At 42.8% G+C, this 16,771-nt stretch carries 12 protein-coding genes and 1 riboswitch; of the genes, 11 read left to right on the plus strand and 1 reads right to left on the minus strand.

Annotated features, from left to right (window positions below):
* The first annotated feature begins 404 nt into the window (after positions 1-404).
* The 8 genes from BLT91_RS14605 to BLT91_RS14640 all read left to right on the plus strand — a co-directional run bounded on the left by BLT91_RS14605 (position 405) and on the right by BLT91_RS14640 (position 12,440).
* Positions 405-2,213, plus strand: a complete 1,809-nt coding sequence (locus BLT91_RS14605; RefSeq protein WP_090822084.1) for a sensor histidine kinase — start codon at positions 405-407, stop codon at positions 2,211-2,213.
* The gene (locus tag BLT91_RS14610) at positions 2,210-3,769 is read left to right on the plus strand and encodes a response regulator (protein ID WP_090822086.1); all 1,560 of its coding nucleotides are present in this window, start codon (positions 2,210-2,212) and stop codon (positions 3,767-3,769) included. Before BLT91_RS14605 ends, BLT91_RS14610 begins: the two co-directional genes overlap by 4 nt.
* 108 nt (positions 3,770-3,877) lie before the next feature.
* Positions 3,878-4,843, plus strand: a complete 966-nt coding sequence (locus tag BLT91_RS14615; RefSeq protein WP_254776956.1) for an ABC transporter permease — start codon at positions 3,878-3,880, stop codon at positions 4,841-4,843.
* Positions 4,844-4,860: 17 nt separating this feature from the next.
* Positions 4,861-5,730, plus strand: a complete 870-nt coding sequence (locus BLT91_RS14620; RefSeq protein ID WP_175532307.1) for a carbohydrate ABC transporter permease — start codon at positions 4,861-4,863, stop codon at positions 5,728-5,730.
* A 25-nt stretch (positions 5,731-5,755) separates the two neighbouring features.
* Positions 5,756-7,306, plus strand: coding sequence for a type 2 periplasmic-binding domain-containing protein (locus BLT91_RS14625; RefSeq protein WP_090822090.1), 1,551 nt, complete (start codon positions 5,756-5,758; stop codon positions 7,304-7,306).
* 55 nt (positions 7,307-7,361) lie between these two features.
* The gene (locus BLT91_RS14630) at positions 7,362-9,122 is read left to right on the plus strand and encodes a DUF5107 domain-containing protein (RefSeq protein WP_090822092.1); all 1,761 of its coding nucleotides are present in this window, start codon (positions 7,362-7,364) and stop codon (positions 9,120-9,122) included.
* A 31-nt stretch (positions 9,123-9,153) separates the two neighbouring features.
* Positions 9,154-10,809, plus strand: a complete 1,656-nt coding sequence (locus tag BLT91_RS14635; RefSeq protein WP_090822094.1) for a DUF4091 domain-containing protein — start codon at positions 9,154-9,156, stop codon at positions 10,807-10,809.
* The gene (locus BLT91_RS14640) at positions 10,806-12,440 is read left to right on the plus strand and encodes a DUF4091 domain-containing protein (RefSeq protein ID WP_090822096.1); all 1,635 of its coding nucleotides are present in this window, start codon (positions 10,806-10,808) and stop codon (positions 12,438-12,440) included. The genes BLT91_RS14635 and BLT91_RS14640 overlap by 4 nt, the downstream gene beginning before the upstream one ends.
* A gap of 112 nt (positions 12,441-12,552) precedes the next feature.
* On the opposite strand, the gene BLT91_RS14645 is transcribed toward BLT91_RS14640, so the two are convergent.
* Positions 12,553-13,434 (minus strand): 5'-methylthioadenosine/S-adenosylhomocysteine nucleosidase, encoded by an 882-nt coding sequence (locus BLT91_RS14645; RefSeq protein WP_090822098.1) that lies wholly within the window; start codon positions 13,432-13,434, stop codon positions 12,553-12,555.
* A gap of 318 nt (positions 13,435-13,752) precedes the next feature.
* Positions 13,753-13,856: riboswitch (purine riboswitch) on the minus strand.
* A 371-nt stretch (positions 13,857-14,227) separates the two neighbouring features.
* Here BLT91_RS14645 and BLT91_RS14650 point away from each other — a divergent pair.
* The 3 genes from BLT91_RS14650 (at position 14,228) to BLT91_RS14660 (ending at position 16,589) form a co-directional block, all read left to right on the plus strand.
* Positions 14,228-14,794, plus strand: coding sequence for a hypothetical protein (locus BLT91_RS14650; protein ID WP_090822100.1), 567 nt, complete (start codon positions 14,228-14,230; stop codon positions 14,792-14,794).
* A 44-nt stretch (positions 14,795-14,838) separates the two neighbouring features.
* Positions 14,839-15,423, plus strand: coding sequence for a hypothetical protein (locus BLT91_RS14655; RefSeq protein WP_090822102.1), 585 nt, complete (start codon positions 14,839-14,841; stop codon positions 15,421-15,423).
* A gap of 482 nt (positions 15,424-15,905) precedes the next feature.
* On the plus strand, positions 15,906-16,589 hold the full coding sequence (locus tag BLT91_RS14660; RefSeq protein ID WP_090822104.1) for an MBL fold metallo-hydrolase: 684 nt from the start codon (positions 15,906-15,908) through the stop codon (positions 16,587-16,589).
* The last annotated feature ends 182 nt before the right edge of the window (positions 16,590-16,771 follow it).

Raw genomic sequence — 16,771 nt, forward strand, 5'->3', positions numbered from 1 at the left:
CCGAATCTGTAAATGTAAACGCATGTATGTTCGCAAGTACTTCGCCAGCTGATATGGCTGCTGAAGCGATATCCTGAAGGTTCCAGTTGGCGATCGGTACACGGCCGCCTACTAAACGTGCGATGTCAATCTCCTTGTCTGCAACCCCCTTATTACCCCTATATAAGCGAAAAACGAAAGGTTCCGAGGAGCCATCAAGTTGTACTAACAGGTACTATAGTTCAGTAAGAAACAAGGCTGCCGATAGAATGGCTCAATATCTATGATTGGTTATGACAAATTGGAAAGGTACCCCTGTTCAAGGCTATTTAATGGTAAAATAATCGTGTCGCAGAGGATTCGTGTTCCTGTCAGTTTGTCTTTTCTCTTGAGACAGATCGTATCAAAAACGTGAAGGTGATGCTATGAGGGAAAATAGTGTACTGGGGTTGAGGTTTCAAACTAAAATAATGCTCGTCTTTGTCGTTATTGTATTCGTCCCACTTACCGCGATCTTGGTCACAATTGGCTTCAAAGCAGTAAATGAAATTCAAGACAGCCACATCAGTTATATGAGACAACTGAATGAGCAAATCAACCGCTCTATGGATATTATTATCAAGGATGCCGAGCGGGCCTCTTTACTCCATATAAGTGATGTGAAATTGGCAGAAGTTCTAATGAAAGAATATAAGCAGCCTCCATTGGAATACGCGGAAGATGCAAGAACGATAACGCAAGCTATCATCCATGCATCTCAATTAAATCCGTATATTTTAAGTGTTTCTTTTCATGGTAAAAACGGGAATATATACAGCAGTGCGGGAAGCACGGAGGATTACAACATCTATAACCAGCATCAGACTATTGATTGGATGGAACGTTTGAAAAAGGTTAAGAACGGCAGGTTTGTTACGAATGTTTACCAAGGCAGCTATAAGCCCTTGATTTCGGAAGCAAAAATGCTTCTCTCGATGCCTTCCATGGAACCAATAGGATATGTGTGGATCAATCTCGATTTTTATTCGATTAAAGATGCCTTGCACGAAAAATTAAAAGCTAATAAACCAAACGGTTTTTTAATCGTTCAGGAAGGAACCGTTTTATATAACACGAATTATGAAGACATCTGGTTTGATAAAGCCATGGGTAAGATTCTCCAAAATCTTGAAGAAAAAAGGACAGGGACGAATGAAAATATCTTCAAGGTGAAGACAGGAGGGAAGGAACTGCTTTTTGTCGCAAGCCGTAATGACACGATGAATTGGGATATGGTGCAGTTTTTACCTGTTTCCGAAATTCAAAGTTCCTTTAATCAATATATCAATTTTTATACTGTTTCTACTGTCTTTTTACTATTGGCCGCACTTTTGTCGGGAGGGATTATGTCCTTACGAATGTTGAAGCCGATTAACCGGTTGATTGAGGGGATGAAGCAAGTTGCCAATGGACACCTGAATGTCATCAAATTCGAGGATGATAGAAGAGATGAGATGGGGTTGCTGATCAAAACCTTTAACCGTATGACCATTCGTTTAAAAGAGAGCATCGAAAGGGAATACGTTTCCCAAATGAACGCACGTAAGGTCGAGCTTAAGATGCTGCAGGCCCAAATTAACCCTCATTTTCTTTATAATACTTTGAATCTGATTAGTTCGATCGCCGACCTGGAGGGAGTGGAGAAAATCAGTACGATCTCAAACTCTCTATCTGATATGTTCCGCTACAATATTAAGGGCAAGGAAATCGTGCCAATCAAAGATGAAATCGAACAAATTAAAAATTACCTCGCCATACAGGAGCTGCGATTCCCTAATAAATTTTCCGTAGACTACGACATGGATCCAACCCTTTACAAATGCTGTATCCTAAAATTTTTGATGCAGCCAATTGTTGAGAACGCCGTCTATCACGGCATCGAACAATTGAAGGGCGAGGGTTGGATTCGTATTTCAGTGAAACAGGAAGGTAATGATCTTCTTATCACAATTCAAGATAATGGTAAGGGTATTACCCCTGTGCAGTTGACGAAGATCAAAGATAAAATCAAAGAAAAACGGGAAGACTCTAAACCGGTTGATCATGAAGGAAGTGTGGGAATCTTGAACGTCCATTGGAGAATTCAAGCCTGTTACGGACAAGATTTCGGGTTATCTATAGAAAGCGAAGATCAGAAAGGAACGACTGTCCACCTGGTGCTGCCAAGAATCATGGATGAGGAGAGAACAGTATGAAAGTGTTGATTGTGGAAGATGAGTATTACGCAAGAAAAAGACTGGTGAAAATGGTTCTTGACTGGGACAGCAGCATCATTATCACCGGAGACGTGGAAACCGGAAATGAGGCGATTACCAGTATATCCCAGGAAGAACCGGATCTTGTCTTGACGGATATCCGGATGCCGGAAATGGATGGTTTGGAGCTGAGCCGTTATGTAATGGATAACCATCCGTCCGTTTTTGTCGTTATCCTAAGTGGCTATGCTGATTTTGAGTTTGCGCAAAAGGCGATATGCTTTAATGTCAAACGATATATTTTGAAGCCTATAAAAAGAGAAGATCTACATGCATGTTTAAACGAATTAAAGGAGAAATGGGAAGAAAGAATTCGGGAAAGACAACAGTACGCCAAAATGCTGAATAGAATGGTCTCCTTCAGGCTGACGAGCGCGATTTATGAACTAAATCGTTTGGATGAAAGTCTTGCGGAATTGTTGAAGATTCGCAAAAAAACGAATGGGTACTGGGTTATTGTTTTCAAAAGTTACGGTCCACTGTCAGAGCAGGATGTTGAATCGCTGGAATTCCATCTTCAAGGTCTGCTTGTTAGTGAGTCAAATCGGGAAGGTTATGGTTTCCTTAATCCTGTCATTCATAATGAGTGGATTGGAATTTGCTTTTCCACGAAGTACGGGGAGCGTTATGAAGTGCCATCGATGAATACTGCGAATGTAGTAAGGGATTTACTGTCGAATCTGACGGAACGTTTTTCTTTAGGAGTTAGCCGGTTACATTCAGATGCCTCCTCCTTATCCATGGGTTATAGGGAAGCGAAGTATGCGTTGGCACAACATCTTTGTCACGGGACCAACCGCCTATATGAGCATGAAGATCTAGAAGAGTCAAAAGACTATGAGTGGAAGGAAGAACTAGAAAACAAACTTCATCAGGAACTAAAGGCAGGAAGAGCGGTAGTTGTGAAGAGGCTTATCCATTCCCTTTTTACTAATTTCTATGAAGAAAATCAAGTCTCAGTAAAGCAATTGGTTCAGCTTCATTCTAGAATTGATGCTATTCTTCGGAGCGAAATAAATATTCAAATGATTTCCGATATGCCGAAAAAGGAAATCGATGAGTTTGCTTCACTGGATCAATTGGTAGATGGGCTGACAAGTCTGGTGGATCGGTTATGTGAACGTTTGCCTGCCACGGAACATAAGGGAGGTGAAAACCAAGATTTGATTAATGATCTTATCGCTTATGTAAAAGAGAATTATGCATGCGAAATTTCATTGGATCTTCTTGCCAAGCATAGGTACTATCTCAATGCCTCCTATTTGAGCAGATTGTTCAAATCCAAAACAGGACAAGGATTTTCGGATTTTCTAACCAGCTGCAGAATGAAAAAAGCCAAGGAACTGATTGAGTCCAATTGGTTCAGTATATCAGAAATTGCGGGACTCGTTGGATATACCCAATCATCCCACTTTATTCAAATATTTAAGAAACATTATGGAGAAACTCCAGGAGAATACAAATCTACTTGTAAAGATGTCAAAAAAACGATATAAGCAAATGTCATAATCCCGCCATAGCAAAGGCGGTCATTTTGTTACAATCATTTTGTAAGCGCTTTAAGTGAGAGGGAACGAAAAAATAGTAGTGAGGGGGTGAATCGGTTGGAATTGCAACCATCCGTATTTATTGAAACAACAGTGGTGAAACACAAGAGAAACAGAATCATCAAAAATCTGACTCGGGATCGTTATCTGTATATCATGATTACGCCCGGCATTCTTTTCTTCCTCATTTTCTCCTACTTCCCACTGTATGGTTTGATTTTGGCTTTTAAGGATTTCAAATTTAATCTTGGCATATGGGGAAGTCCTTGGACGGGATTGGACCACTTTCAAATGTTGTTCGATGATGCGGATTTCTGGGTAGCTTTTAAGAATACGATTGTCATCAGCCTTGGGAAAATTATTTTCGGATTTCCAGTACCGATCATATTGGCATTGATGCTGAATGAACTGCGAGTAAAGTTTTTCAAAAATACGGTGCAAACTTTTTTGTACCTGCCGTATTTTCTATCATGGGTCATTATGGCAGGCATCATTTTTAACTTGCTTTCCGTGACCAGCGGCACTTTACCGAAGCTTCTTGAAACTTTGTTTGGCATTCATCTGCCAAAGATACTTGGAAGTCCCGAGTATTTTAAGTCATTGATCTTTATTTCTCATATATGGAAGACGATGGGGTGGGAGACGATTATCTATCTTGCCGCTATTGCGGGCATATCTCCACATCTGTATGAGGCGGCGATCATTGACGGAGCAAACCGGTTCCAGCGTGTGATTCACATTACTCTGCCATCGCTCACCTTCGTCATCGCGATTCTACTTGTTCTCAGCATAGGGGGAGTAATGAACGCGGGTTTTGATCAAATTTTCAACTTGTATGATCCGGGTGTCTATAAAGTAGGCGATATTCTGGATACCTTTGTCTACCGAGTCGGAATTGCCTCTGGGACCTCTCATATGGAGGATGGCGTCGTCATCGGTTTAGTCAAAGGTGTTCTCAACTTGGTTTTATTGGTAGGTGCAAACCAGGTAGTCAAGTTGCTTCGACAAGAAAGTATTTTTTGATGAGGGGAGGGTACGCAATGCGCTGGAAATTCAGGGCGGGGTCCATCTTTGATGTATGCAATATCCTGTTCTTCATCTTGTTGTCCATCATTATGATCTACCCGTTATGGAGCGTTCTCATGACCTCTTTGGTCAGCAATGCCGAATTTTTCTCCCGGCCAGTCATTCTATGGCCACGGCATTTTGTCTTCGAATCATATAAAGCGATTTTTCAAGATCAACTTCTTATACACTCCTTGTTTGTCACTATCATAATTACCATAGTCGGGACGCTTTACAGCATGCTGATGACGGTTATGTTGGCATACGGTTTATCCAAGGATAATCTGATGGGCGGGAAGTTTTTCAGAACGCTGGTGATCGTCACTATGTATTTTAATGGGGGGATCGTTCCTTACTACCTGCTAATCAAAAATTTGCATTTACGCGATACGATTTGGGTGATGATTCTTCCAATGGCGATTAATGCTTGGAATTATCTCGTGGTCCGTACTTTCTTCCGGCAGCTTCCCGAAAGCCTGGATGAAGCGGCGAAAATAGACGGGGCCAACGATTTGCATATCTTGTTCCGGATTATCCTGCCGCTGTCTGCGCCAGTCCTTGCTACGTTCTCCCTGTTTTACGGAATTGAATACTGGAATTCATGGTGGTTTGCCCTTCTGTTCATCAGCGATAACAGCTTGCACCCGCTGCAGTACGTATTGAGGGAGATGGTGATTTCTAATTCCAGCGTGCAAAGCACGACCATCATGATGGGAAGGAACTTGTTTGAAGAGGGGGTCAAAATGGCAACCGTCATCGTGGCCACTGTACCGATCATCTGCGTCTATCCGTTTCTGCAAAAGTATTTCACCAAAGGCGTCATTCTTGGAGCTATTAAAGAATGAACCTCATTATTGGAGGATGATTGTTATGAAACTAAAGCTATCCATCGTATTACCGGCTGCCGTATTAATCCTCTCTGCCTCATTAGCAGGGTGTTCAAGTAAGTCTGCCCAATCAACCACAGACTCGACCGGCGCATTAAAGGATGAGAAAAAAGCAGTTGAAACGTCTATTGCCTTTTGGGATCTCGCGGACCTAAACGGAGACGAGTATGGCAAGTTCATACAGGATAAGTTCAAGTTGAAGGTAAAGCCGGTGACGCTTAGCTGGGATAATTGGAAAAATCAGTTGAACACGTTCGCCGCCGCCGGTGATTTGCCGCACTTTTTTGCGAACTACGGCTTTGGATTTGAGTGGCAAGAGCAAGGATTGCTAAGAGATATTCCGGACAGTATCTTGAATAAATATCCCAAAATCAAAGGCGTAATCGATAATTCGCCTTTTGCCCAAGCGGTCAAACAAATGACTGGAAAAAATTACTTCATTCCGAGACCGGAAAGCCTTAAGAATTTATATAAGGCTCAACAAAATTACATTTATTACCGGAGTGACTGGATGCAAAATGTCGGCATTACCAAACCCCCGGAAACCATGGATGAATATTACCAAATGTTGAAGGCGTTCAAAGAAAAAGATCCGGATAAGAATGGGGCAAATGATACCATCGGTTTGGTGCTCAACGGGAAAAATTACAATTTGTTCCCGATGTTTGGAATCGATCCATCCAAATGGGTACAAGAAGAAGGAAAGTGGATTCCTGCTTACTTATCCCCCAAAAATATTGAAGCCTTGAAGTTTTATCAAAAGCTATATAAAGAAGGGATCCTGGACCCTGAATATTTGAAGCTCAGCCATAATGAAGCGATCGGCAAGCTTGCCCAAAATAAAGCAGGATCTTTGGTCCGAAATGCGGATACAATGTGGTACCACACTACGCTTAAAGCGTTCGGTGATGCGAATCCGGGTAAGGATCCGTTGAACTCAATCGCGATTCTGCCACCGCTAAAAAAGGATAGCAGCAGCAAACCTTCCGCTCAGATGACCATGTCAGACGGTGGAACGATGATCAGTGCACAGACGAGCGATCAGGAGTTAGACCGTGTTCTAGAAATGATGAATTGGATGATGACTCCGGAAGGTCTAGACTTTAGACATTATGGCATTGAAGGTAAAGACTACAAAAAAGAAGGCGATAAATTCGTTCCGATTACAACGGATCTCACCAAAAAATACAAATCATACATCGGATTGGTTTGGTTAGCGGATTGGGACTTCGATTCCTATGCGGATGTCAACTTGCATCAGGAGATTCCTGCGAAATATAAAGAACAAAACATGGCCGACAAAGACAAATATAATGCGGCAGTACTGAAGGAGAACGTAGCGATTACGATCCTGCCTACACCTGCGAAATTGAAACTTGCCATCAACTGGCAGGATTCATTCGCCCAGATCATCACAAGCAAAGAGGATGTTGAAGCATCTTTTGACAAGTTTATTGACGATAGCAAAAAGAAAGGAGTCGATAAAGCGATCGAGGAAGTTAACCAGAAGGCAGCACAAATGGGGCTCAAGTAAATGAATTCAACCATACTAGCAGTGATGAACGCTGCTAGTATGAGTATTCTGTGAGGTGGTTGACCTGCTCCAAATAACCGAATTTGAGGAAACCTTTCTCGAACATTCACTTCAGCCGTGCGGTCCCATACCGACAATCGGGGATCCGGAAGGCGTTTATCCTTATGTCAGTTATTGCGAGACTGCCAAACGGCCTTCGCTGCGTCGCTTTAAGATGGTTTCGATGGAGAATCGTCATTTGAAAGTGACGGTATGTCCCGATTTGGGGGGCAGGGTCCATTCGATCGTTGAGAAAGCAAGCGGCAAAGAGATCTTGTTTCAGGCAGAAACCGTTAGGCCGGCCCGAATATTGCCGCGAATGGCTTTCATTAGCGGGGGAATCGAAGTTAGTTTCCCTATCTCCCATACGCCGGTGCAGATAGAAACCGTACGGTACTTTGCCGAGCAAATTGATGATCGTGCCTACCTATGGTGCGGGGAGCGGGAAGTGCGTTGCGGCATGCAGTGGACGGTTGAATTTTCATTAGGGATAGATGACTGCTTCCTGACCCAGCGTACGTTGTTTCACAATCCAACGCAATTAGAGCATCCATGGATGTCGTGGTCAAATGCGGCTGTTGCGGCGCTGCCCGATACGGAAATACATTTTCCTAACGGAAGGGTGCTGCAGCATGGGGACGGACTCCGTGAAATCGACTGGGAAACACAGGAATACCACACAATAAGCGATTTCAATCGTATGCTCGGTTTCTTCTGGATGACTACAGATTGCAATGCATTCGGCGCCTATACGCCTAGTCTGGGTTGTGGCTTATACCACATCGCAAACGAAGTGGAGGTTCCGGGAATCAAATTATGGGTATACGGGATCGGACGGCATGAGCCATGGTCGCATGTATCAGGTCTTCGCAAGCAATCCTATTTGGAAATTCAGGCTGGGCCGATCAAAGAGCAGGCAATCAAGTATATTTTGGCCCCTGGTGAAACGCGGATGCATACAGAATTCTGGTTTCCAACGAAGGTGCCTATGAAGATCCGCGAATTGAATTTGCCGAAGCCGCGGTTGTTGCTGCAGAAAGACATTCCTCTATTCGAGTGGGTGGAGAGACCGGAAACCGAGCCTTGGATACGTTTGATGGACATTTATCGTAAACTTGACATCGATGAAATCGGAGCTCCTCCAGACCCGATCGGCCATGTTTGGCCTCCTTCAGGTATGGAAAACCTTGACGAAACGTTGAATTGGGTCATATCGAATTCCAACGGGGCGACTAGGGAAGTTTGGCAATATTACTTGGCCATGTGGCAGGCAGCTAAAGGGCAAATCGTTGAGGCAATCGAAGCCCTTACTGGGATGGATGCAGACTTTGCACATGCGCTGCGTGGTCGATTGTTAAGAGCATGTGTCGGCGATGTCCAGGGAGCTTGTGAAGCATTTCGTGATATAAAGACGCATGCGTGGAGCCTTCATCCGCAAATCGTCGTTGAGCGTGATCTTGCGTTATCCGCGCTTGGAAAGGAAACGTTAGTTGAACGAGCTATGTGGCTTGGACGGGTTGATTCTTTGGATGATGACTATTTACTTGAACGAAAGGCTTGCCTTTTGTTAGATTCGGGTCAACCTTCGGCAGCGCGTCAATTACTGCTTTCCACCTCATTTGAGCGGGTGCATCAAAGATATGACCGCTCGAAGTTATGGGGCATGATCGAATCTGCGCTGGGAAACAGTTCTATTGAACTTCCAGAAACGCTAGGTGAGGATGATCTGGCCGAATACGGTTTGTATCGGTCCAATGAGAATCCACGAAACGATTGATTAGAGAAAAGCTAAAGGAGATGGATATAAAATGACAACCATTTCATTTGAAACCAGATGTTTAAGCTCATTAGCGAAAGTGTTCGCTGATGGAGAGTTCACAGATTCAGCATTTATCCGAGGATCATCATTAAGAAATGAAGTTTATTCCTTTCAGGTGGCCTATCGGTCCGATCATCTGATGCATAATATCCGCCTTCACGTCCATTCTCCTCTGCGCGAATGGATTACAATCTCGACTGTGGGGTTGGCGCCGTCAGAGCTTCCAGCTTATGCTGATCATGATGAAGACATTTTGCGGTCGACGCCGGGTCTTTACCCCGACCCGCTATACCCCATCAACGAAGAGGAAGGGATCAGAACACTTCCGCGTCAATGGAGATCGTTATGGGTAATGATAGAGACAAACGGTCAAGCTGTGCCGGGTTTATATCCCGTCGAAGTGGCATTTGAAACAACGGATGGACATCGGTTGGGGGAAGCGCGTTTCGAACTGGAGATTATTGAGGGTATGTTGCCGGAGCAGCGCCTGATTCACACGGAATGGTTTTATGTAGACTGTTTGGCTACGCAATATCGGGTTGAAATGTTCGGTGAGGAGCACTGGCGAATCATCGAAAATTATGTGGAACTCGCGGTTCGCCGTGGCATCAATATGATTCTGACCCCCCTATTTACGCCGCCGCTGGAAACTTCTGTTGGCAAGGAGCGCCCTACCAATCAACTCGTAGACGTGGACAAATCAGGGGATCAATACCGGTTTGGATTTGATAAGCTGAAGAAATGGGTGGAGCTTTGCCAAGGAAAAGGTGTCCGCTATTTTGAGTTTAGCCACCTTTTCACCCAATGGGGGGCTAAGCACGCTCCGAAAATCATTGCGACGGAAAACGAGGAAACGAAACCTATATTCGGATGGGAAACGGACGCCGTAGGTGAGGAATATAAGAATTTTTTATCGCAGTTTTTACCTGAATTAGTCACTTTCATCAAGGAGCATGGACTCGAATCCAAGAGCTACTTTCATATTTCAGATGAACCGAATTCGAAACAATTAGAGGATTACCGGCAGGCTAAGGAGATCGTCATTACCTATTTGCAAGAGTTCCCAATCATTGATGCGCTGTCTGATTATGATTTTTACCGGCAGGGTGTCATAACGAATCCAGTCCCTTCGAACGATCACATCGCTCCTTTTTTGGAAAACGGGGTACCGGATTTATGGACCTATTACTGCTGTGGACAATACAAACGGGTCTCCAATAGGTTTTTCAATATGCCGTCCAGCCGCAATCGAATTACCGGCATTCAGCTCTATAAATTCGATATCGCCGGATTTCTGCACTGGGGTTACAACCACTGGTATTCCCGTCGATCCCTAAAACAGCTTAACCCCTATCAGGTAACAGATGCCGACTGTGGTTTTCCTTCCGGCGACGCCTTTCTTGTTTACCCGGGTGAAGACGGCCGTCCAATTAGCTCGATCCGATTTGAGGTGCTTCATGATGCCCTACAGGATATGCGGGCTTTCCAACTACTCGAAAGCTTCATCGGCAAAGCAAAGGTTATGGAGATGCTTGAGGAAGGACTTAAAGATCCAATTTCGTTCGATACGTATCCGAAAGAGCAAGCATGGCTTCTTGAAAAAAGGGAGCAGATAAACCAAAAGATTAAAGAGCTTTCCAAATGAAATATGAAATCATAAGCACCAACGAATGGATGTACCCCGACTGCCTTGTGAAGGGGAACGGCCAACAACGTATCGATTTGTCGGCTGCCAGAGGCAGTTATGCTTCTTGTCAGATTTTGATCAATTCCGTCCCCACACAGGTGACCATGTCAAGGGAATGTACAGTTGCTTACAATGGACGGGATGCCGGTTGGCAGATACCCGAGATGTATCAGTTAATCGATGTGTTTGTCGAGGAAAACACGGGACCCGTCGGCTTTGTCGTAAAAGACGGAGAATCAGCAGCTGGGTATACTTCACGACTGGCGCCATTTCGGGTATATGACGCCATGAAGCCATTAACGGAGAATTCCCTGACCCGGTCAGGTACGGAAGCATTATATTGCTGTTGGAAAATCCCGGCGGATTCCGTCCCCGGAATGTATACCGGTGAATTGACCATTAGCATAAATGAAGAGAAGATATTCATTCCCGTAAGTATTGAAGTTTTTGCAGCAACCGTTCCTGAGAAGGAGACACTCTCGGTCATAAACTGGTTTATTCTATCTCATATGGCGGGCAGGCACAATTTGGAACTGTGGTCTGAATCGCACTGGGCCATGATACGCCGTTATGGCGAACTCATGAGAAGATCGCGTCAAACCCACTTCTGGGTGACAATGGAAACGATAGATTTCGAGCAAACGGATGATGGGAAATACCATTTTTGTTTTGATAAAGCCGAGCGTCTGATTCGTCTGTTTTTGGAACTTGGCTTTACCCATATTGAAGGCGGTATGGTTGCTGTAAGGAAGCAATTTAACGATTCGGAATTTATCATTCGGAATCACGGGCGAACTATAAAGGCGATTTCTTCGGAAGGATTTGCATACATTTCGCAGTATCTAACAGCCTGGAGAAAATTTCTGGTGGAAAATGGGTGGCTGACTATTACCGTCCAGCATGTTGCCGACGAACCTACTGAAAAATGTGCACAGGAGTATCGGATCTTATCGGGAATCGTCAGAAAGTTTATGCCTGGCGTGCCACTGATTGAGGCTGTGGAAATTTTTGATTTGGAAGGTTCCGTTGATATTTGGATACCGAAAAGCCATTATTATGAGAAGCATCGGCACGAATTTGAAAAAGTAAGGGCTCTAGGTGACAAACTATGGTTTTATACGTGCTGTTTCCCGGGAGGCTATTACATGAACCGGTTATTAGATATGCCTTTACTCAGGACACGGTACTTGCACTGGGGAAACTATAAGTACAATCTGGAAGGTTATCTGCACTGGGGATTCAATTACTATTTGCGAGATCAAGATCCCTTTGAACAATCCTCCCCCGTATTGACCGATCTAAGCGCTTCGAGGCTTCCACCAGGGGATACTCATATCGCATACCCGGGAGAGGATGGACCATGGGGAAGCGTACGCTTGGAAGCCATGAGGGCAGGAATAGAAGATTATGAACTACTGATGCTTTTAGCTGAACAAGAAAAGTCTTTGGCAGACGATATTGTGGCTTCCTGCATGACTTCTTTTCATGAGTGTGATGAGAACCCAGTACATTTTGAAGATGCGCATCGCCGGCTGCTGCAAGCGGTATCCGAATATTACTTTGGTGACGGCATAAGGAAAAAGGCTTGATTTTTTGGAGTATCGCTGATTATTTGTTTTGAATAAGAAAGAAAACAAACAAAGGACCGTTTAAAGCCATTTCACAGGCAATAAACGGTCTTTTGCATCGGCCTTTACTGTATTATTTGCTCGGCATCATTGATATATATTTTTTAACTACTTCATAAACATATTCCTGACATGCTGTTGCTGTATCTGGGTTGTATTTTCCACCATTCACTTTATTATTAGATAATACTCTAATACCCAAAAATGCTACATCATAAGCTTTGGCAATTTGTGCTGCTGAGGCACCTTCCATTTCTTCTACAGATGTACCATACTTAGTATGGAACCATTTAATCCGATCAACTTCATTATTCCAAACGTCTGCAGAACCTATAGTACCCTCTACAATCTTACCCTTAGTGTATTTATCTTTAACTGCATTAGCAGCTGCGAGTAAATCCTTATTTCCCTCGAAGTAACGCGGTTTTTCAGCATTAGGATCTTCTCCTGCACTTCCTTCAGAAGCCATTAAGTCCATAGGTTTCCATATAGTTGGATCAATTCCTTGGTTTTCATCCTTATTTACTGTTTTTAATGAACCTAAGTTTGTTGTTCTTTGTCCTAACACAATATCAAAAACGTTTAAATTTGGATCATGTCCCCCTGATGTTCCTTGATTGATTATTGCTATAGGGTTATATCTTTCAATAACCACTGCTGTAGCGGCTGCTGTATTTTCCATTCCCTTACCTGTTTTTTCAACGATTACAGGATAATTGTCTAAAGTTCCTTTGTAAAATGTAAAATTTCCTGATTTTTCTTCTTTAACATCTTTTAACTTTTGTGCAAATTTTTCAGCTTCTATTGGCATTGGACCTTGAATTATAATAGGTTTTTGAGCATTTTTTTGTACAGTTGCATTTTTTGAAGTAGAATTACAACCTACTAATACCGATAATAACAGTACAGTAATAATTCCTAATAAAGCATATTTTTTTAACATTTTGTTTTTCATAAATAATCTCTCCTATATAAAATATTTTTCTGAAGGTGCGGTGACGGGAATAGAGCTTGAATGTATCCGTCTACCTCTCAAGTGTGTTACGACGCTTCTTGCTAATAAACTGAATCATTGCCCTTTTGGATTCATATCTCTGGCTGCTATTTCCTCCTTGTTGTTTGATATACTCGAAGATATGGTCCAAAGAAAAAGGTCTAGAAAAGGGTAGAATGAGTTCTACCTTCTAGACCTACGAAAGTCAAAGTATAGATAATTAAGCAAAAAATGAAGCTAATGCTAAATCATAAAATGGCAGCGGCTAAAAAAGCCGAACAGCCGAATACTTTAACTCGAAGTCCAGTTCTTTCATTGGGAACCAGGTAGAGACGCTCAGACCCTATTACCGAGCATATACGAGTGATGATATTTAAGATTAATATGTTGATAATATAGCAAATTTATAATATTTATTCAACAAAAAAGCGAATTTTAATTTAAAATAGCGATTTAATGTTCGTGTTTTGAAAGAAGAATAAAGGTTTCACAGTAGTATCATTCTTTTATCACCCTTTTTTCCGTTTCAAAAATTTCATTGAAGGTCGCGTAATTCGCGGCCTTTTTGTAGGCTGCAAGTAATAATCATCTTAATCGCCTTTTGTCCTCGGACTGTCAGACAAAGGATTACATTAATGTATATTTTATTGTAAAATGTGCACATTCACACTCACCTTTGTCCGTATCATAGAAACTTTCGGTTGAATCATATATGAATAGATTCTTAACTAAATCTGAGAGAAGGATGATATCTGTGAGCAAAGAACGATTACTCAAATGGTACGATTTTCATGAATCACCTAGCCCAATGGTCCCAAGCGGTATAGCTATAGCAACTCCCAGTCTTTTTGGTCAGGAAGTCCGTATTCCTGGATCTATAACTTTAAAACATATTAATTCTAATGATCGCATCGAACTCAAAGCGACAATCGTTTGGAATTTTTCCCTTACCTCCCTAGCAGGTCCACTAGTAATAGTAGCATCTCAAAAAATGCAATTTAGCATCTGGCGCGATGCACCTTTTACGGGCAAACGTCTTTGTACTGTATTGGATTCTGGAAGCCTTACTGAAATAATCTCAACTGTGAGTCTCCCCACCTTCTTTAGCAATACAATTACAACATCATTTGCATGCGCAGATATACATGTAAAAGGAGAAACTCATAAGTATTATTTGACTGCTGTATCAGGGGGCGCTTCTGGTTTTCAAGTATTTATTGGAGATGGAGGTGGCGCACCAGTACCGATTAACTCTTTCAATGCTCCAACCATTACCGAGGTTCATTTTAGCGGCTCCGTTATTGACGAGAACGAGACTTAATTCGTCTTTGTGCATTTCCAATAATATTCAAAAGGAGAATGAGCATGGGCAAAGAACGATTACTCAAGTGGTATGATTTTCATCAATCGTCTAACCCGATGGTTCCCGTTGGTTCAGTTATTGCTACTCTTGTTCTCCCGGTTCCGCCTAATTCAGTTGGTACGGAAGTCCAAGTAGGAAAATCTATAAAATTAAATAAAATCAATCAAGATGATCGTGAAGAGCTTAACGCGACAATCGTTTGGAATTATGGGCTTCAATCACCGACATTAGGTTTGCAAATCGTGGTAGCGACACAAAGAATGCAATTCAGTATTTGGCGTGATGCTCCTTTCACTGGCAAACGTCTCTGTACTGTTTTGGATTCCGGAACTCTTACAGAATTCACAACAATCACCTCGCTCCCATCTTTTAGCAATACCATTACGACAACTTTTAAATGTACGGATGATAATGTGAAAAAAGACAGCTCACACAAATACTATCTAACTGCTGCAGCAAGGAACGCTTCAGGAATAATGGTAACTGAAGCCAGTCAAGGTCAACCTGTACCTATCACCACATTCAGAAACCCCACCATAACAGAATTCCATTTTAACGGTTATGTCATTGACGAAAACGAGACTTAACTACTTGTTATGATAAAAATTACGATGAATGGTTTTTCTCCTTGAACTCCCATGAAAATTAATTCAGCGAAAAACCTTAAAAAGACAATAATAAATATCCGAATGATTACTGCGACTTATGCCCCAGAACATTTGGATTTTTGTAAGAATGGTGGATTTATTCCAGTTGTCAATTAATGAAATCGTACCTGGTAATTCCTCACCTCTTGTTATTCAAGTTAGTATGTTTTGAACCCACTTGTAGAAGTATTACGGATAATTGCATGAGGTCAATCATGCTGGTACCATCTCCGCTATGCTGAAAGTGCTGAAATAATTATACAAACCATTAAAACCGGGCAGAAAAGCGAAGTAATAAATCCCATTTGCAGAAAAGCATCCACATTTTATTACCTATTTCTTTACAAGCACAAATTTATGTACTTTTCCTGTCCATCCTCTATAATTATGGTAATACAATTTTCATTATGGAGGTAAACTTAATGGCGGCATTAAACGGTATTAAAGTCGTGAAATTAGAGATGAACGCAGGCGGGAATCCGTTCGTCGTTCATGCATCATTGCTGTTTGACGAGCACGAGGCGATCCTTGTGGATACGGGTATCCCGGGTCAGTTGGAGCTCATTCGCAATACGCTCGCGGAGGAATCCTTCCCTTTTGAAAAGCTGACGAAAATCATCATTACTCATCAGGATCAGGACCATATCGGCAGCTTGCCCGAGCTTGTCGCTGCATCGGAGGGACGGTTGGTGGTAATGGCGCACGAGCTGACGAAGCCTTACATCTTGGGAGAAGTGCCACTAGTCAAAAGCAAAGTCCTCGCCACGCCTTCCAAAGTCGATGTGACGCTTCAAGACGGCGACGTACTGCCTTATTGCGGCGGGATCCAGGTGATCTTTTCGCCGGGTCACACCGAGGATCATATTTGCCTGTATCACAAGCCTAGCAAAACGCTGATTTCCGGGGATGCTCTTATGTCACAAGACGGCGTACTCATGCCGCCGAACTCGAGCTTTACGCTGGACATGAATACTGCCCTTAAATCGGTTGCCAAGCTGCTCGAATTGGACATTGAGACGATCATCACTTATCATGGCGGTGTATGCACAGATCGGATCAAGGAACGACTCGCAGAAATAGTAGACGGGAAAAATACGATGAAATAATCCTCGTCGGCAACTGTAGTTTTGCTGCACTAAAGGAAAACGATAGCTCAATACTATAACAGGCTTCCGGCGTATTGAACTGCACCCCGTCAAGTAGACAATACAAATAATAAAAATCAGTTAAGCGGCCTTGGTCCTGAATTCTATCGGACTAAGGCCGTTTAGTTTTGCCTGCAAACGCT

Origin of the sequence: Paenibacillus sp. yr247, assembly GCF_900103825.1 — a bacterium.
Taxonomy (GTDB): domain Bacteria; phylum Bacillota; class Bacilli; order Paenibacillales; family NBRC-103111; genus Paenibacillus_E.

Bases quoted from the DNA above. Each gene is read 5' to 3' on its own strand.
- BLT91_RS14605 (WP_090822084.1), top strand. From the start codon at position 405: ATGAGGGAAAATAGTGTACTGGGGTTGAGGTTTCAAACTAAAATAATG.
- BLT91_RS14610 (WP_090822086.1), top strand. From the start codon at position 2,210: ATGAAAGTGTTGATTGTGGAAGATGAGTATTACGCAAGAAAAAGACTG.
- BLT91_RS14620 (WP_175532307.1), top strand. From the start codon at position 4,861: ATGCGCTGGAAATTCAGGGCGGGGTCCATCTTTGATGTATGCAATATC.
- BLT91_RS14625 (WP_090822090.1), top strand. From the start codon at position 5,756: ATGAAACTAAAGCTATCCATCGTATTACCGGCTGCCGTATTAATCCTC.
- BLT91_RS14635 (WP_090822094.1), top strand. From the start codon at position 9,154: ATGACAACCATTTCATTTGAAACCAGATGTTTAAGCTCATTAGCGAAA.
- BLT91_RS14640 (WP_090822096.1), top strand. From the start codon at position 10,806: ATGAAATATGAAATCATAAGCACCAACGAATGGATGTACCCCGACTGC.
- BLT91_RS14645 (WP_090822098.1), bottom strand. From the start codon at position 13,434: ATGAAAAACAAAATGTTAAAAAAATATGCTTTATTAGGAATTATTACT.
- BLT91_RS14655 (WP_090822102.1), top strand. From the start codon at position 14,839: ATGGGCAAAGAACGATTACTCAAGTGGTATGATTTTCATCAATCGTCT.
- BLT91_RS14660 (WP_090822104.1), top strand. From the start codon at position 15,906: ATGGCGGCATTAAACGGTATTAAAGTCGTGAAATTAGAGATGAACGCA.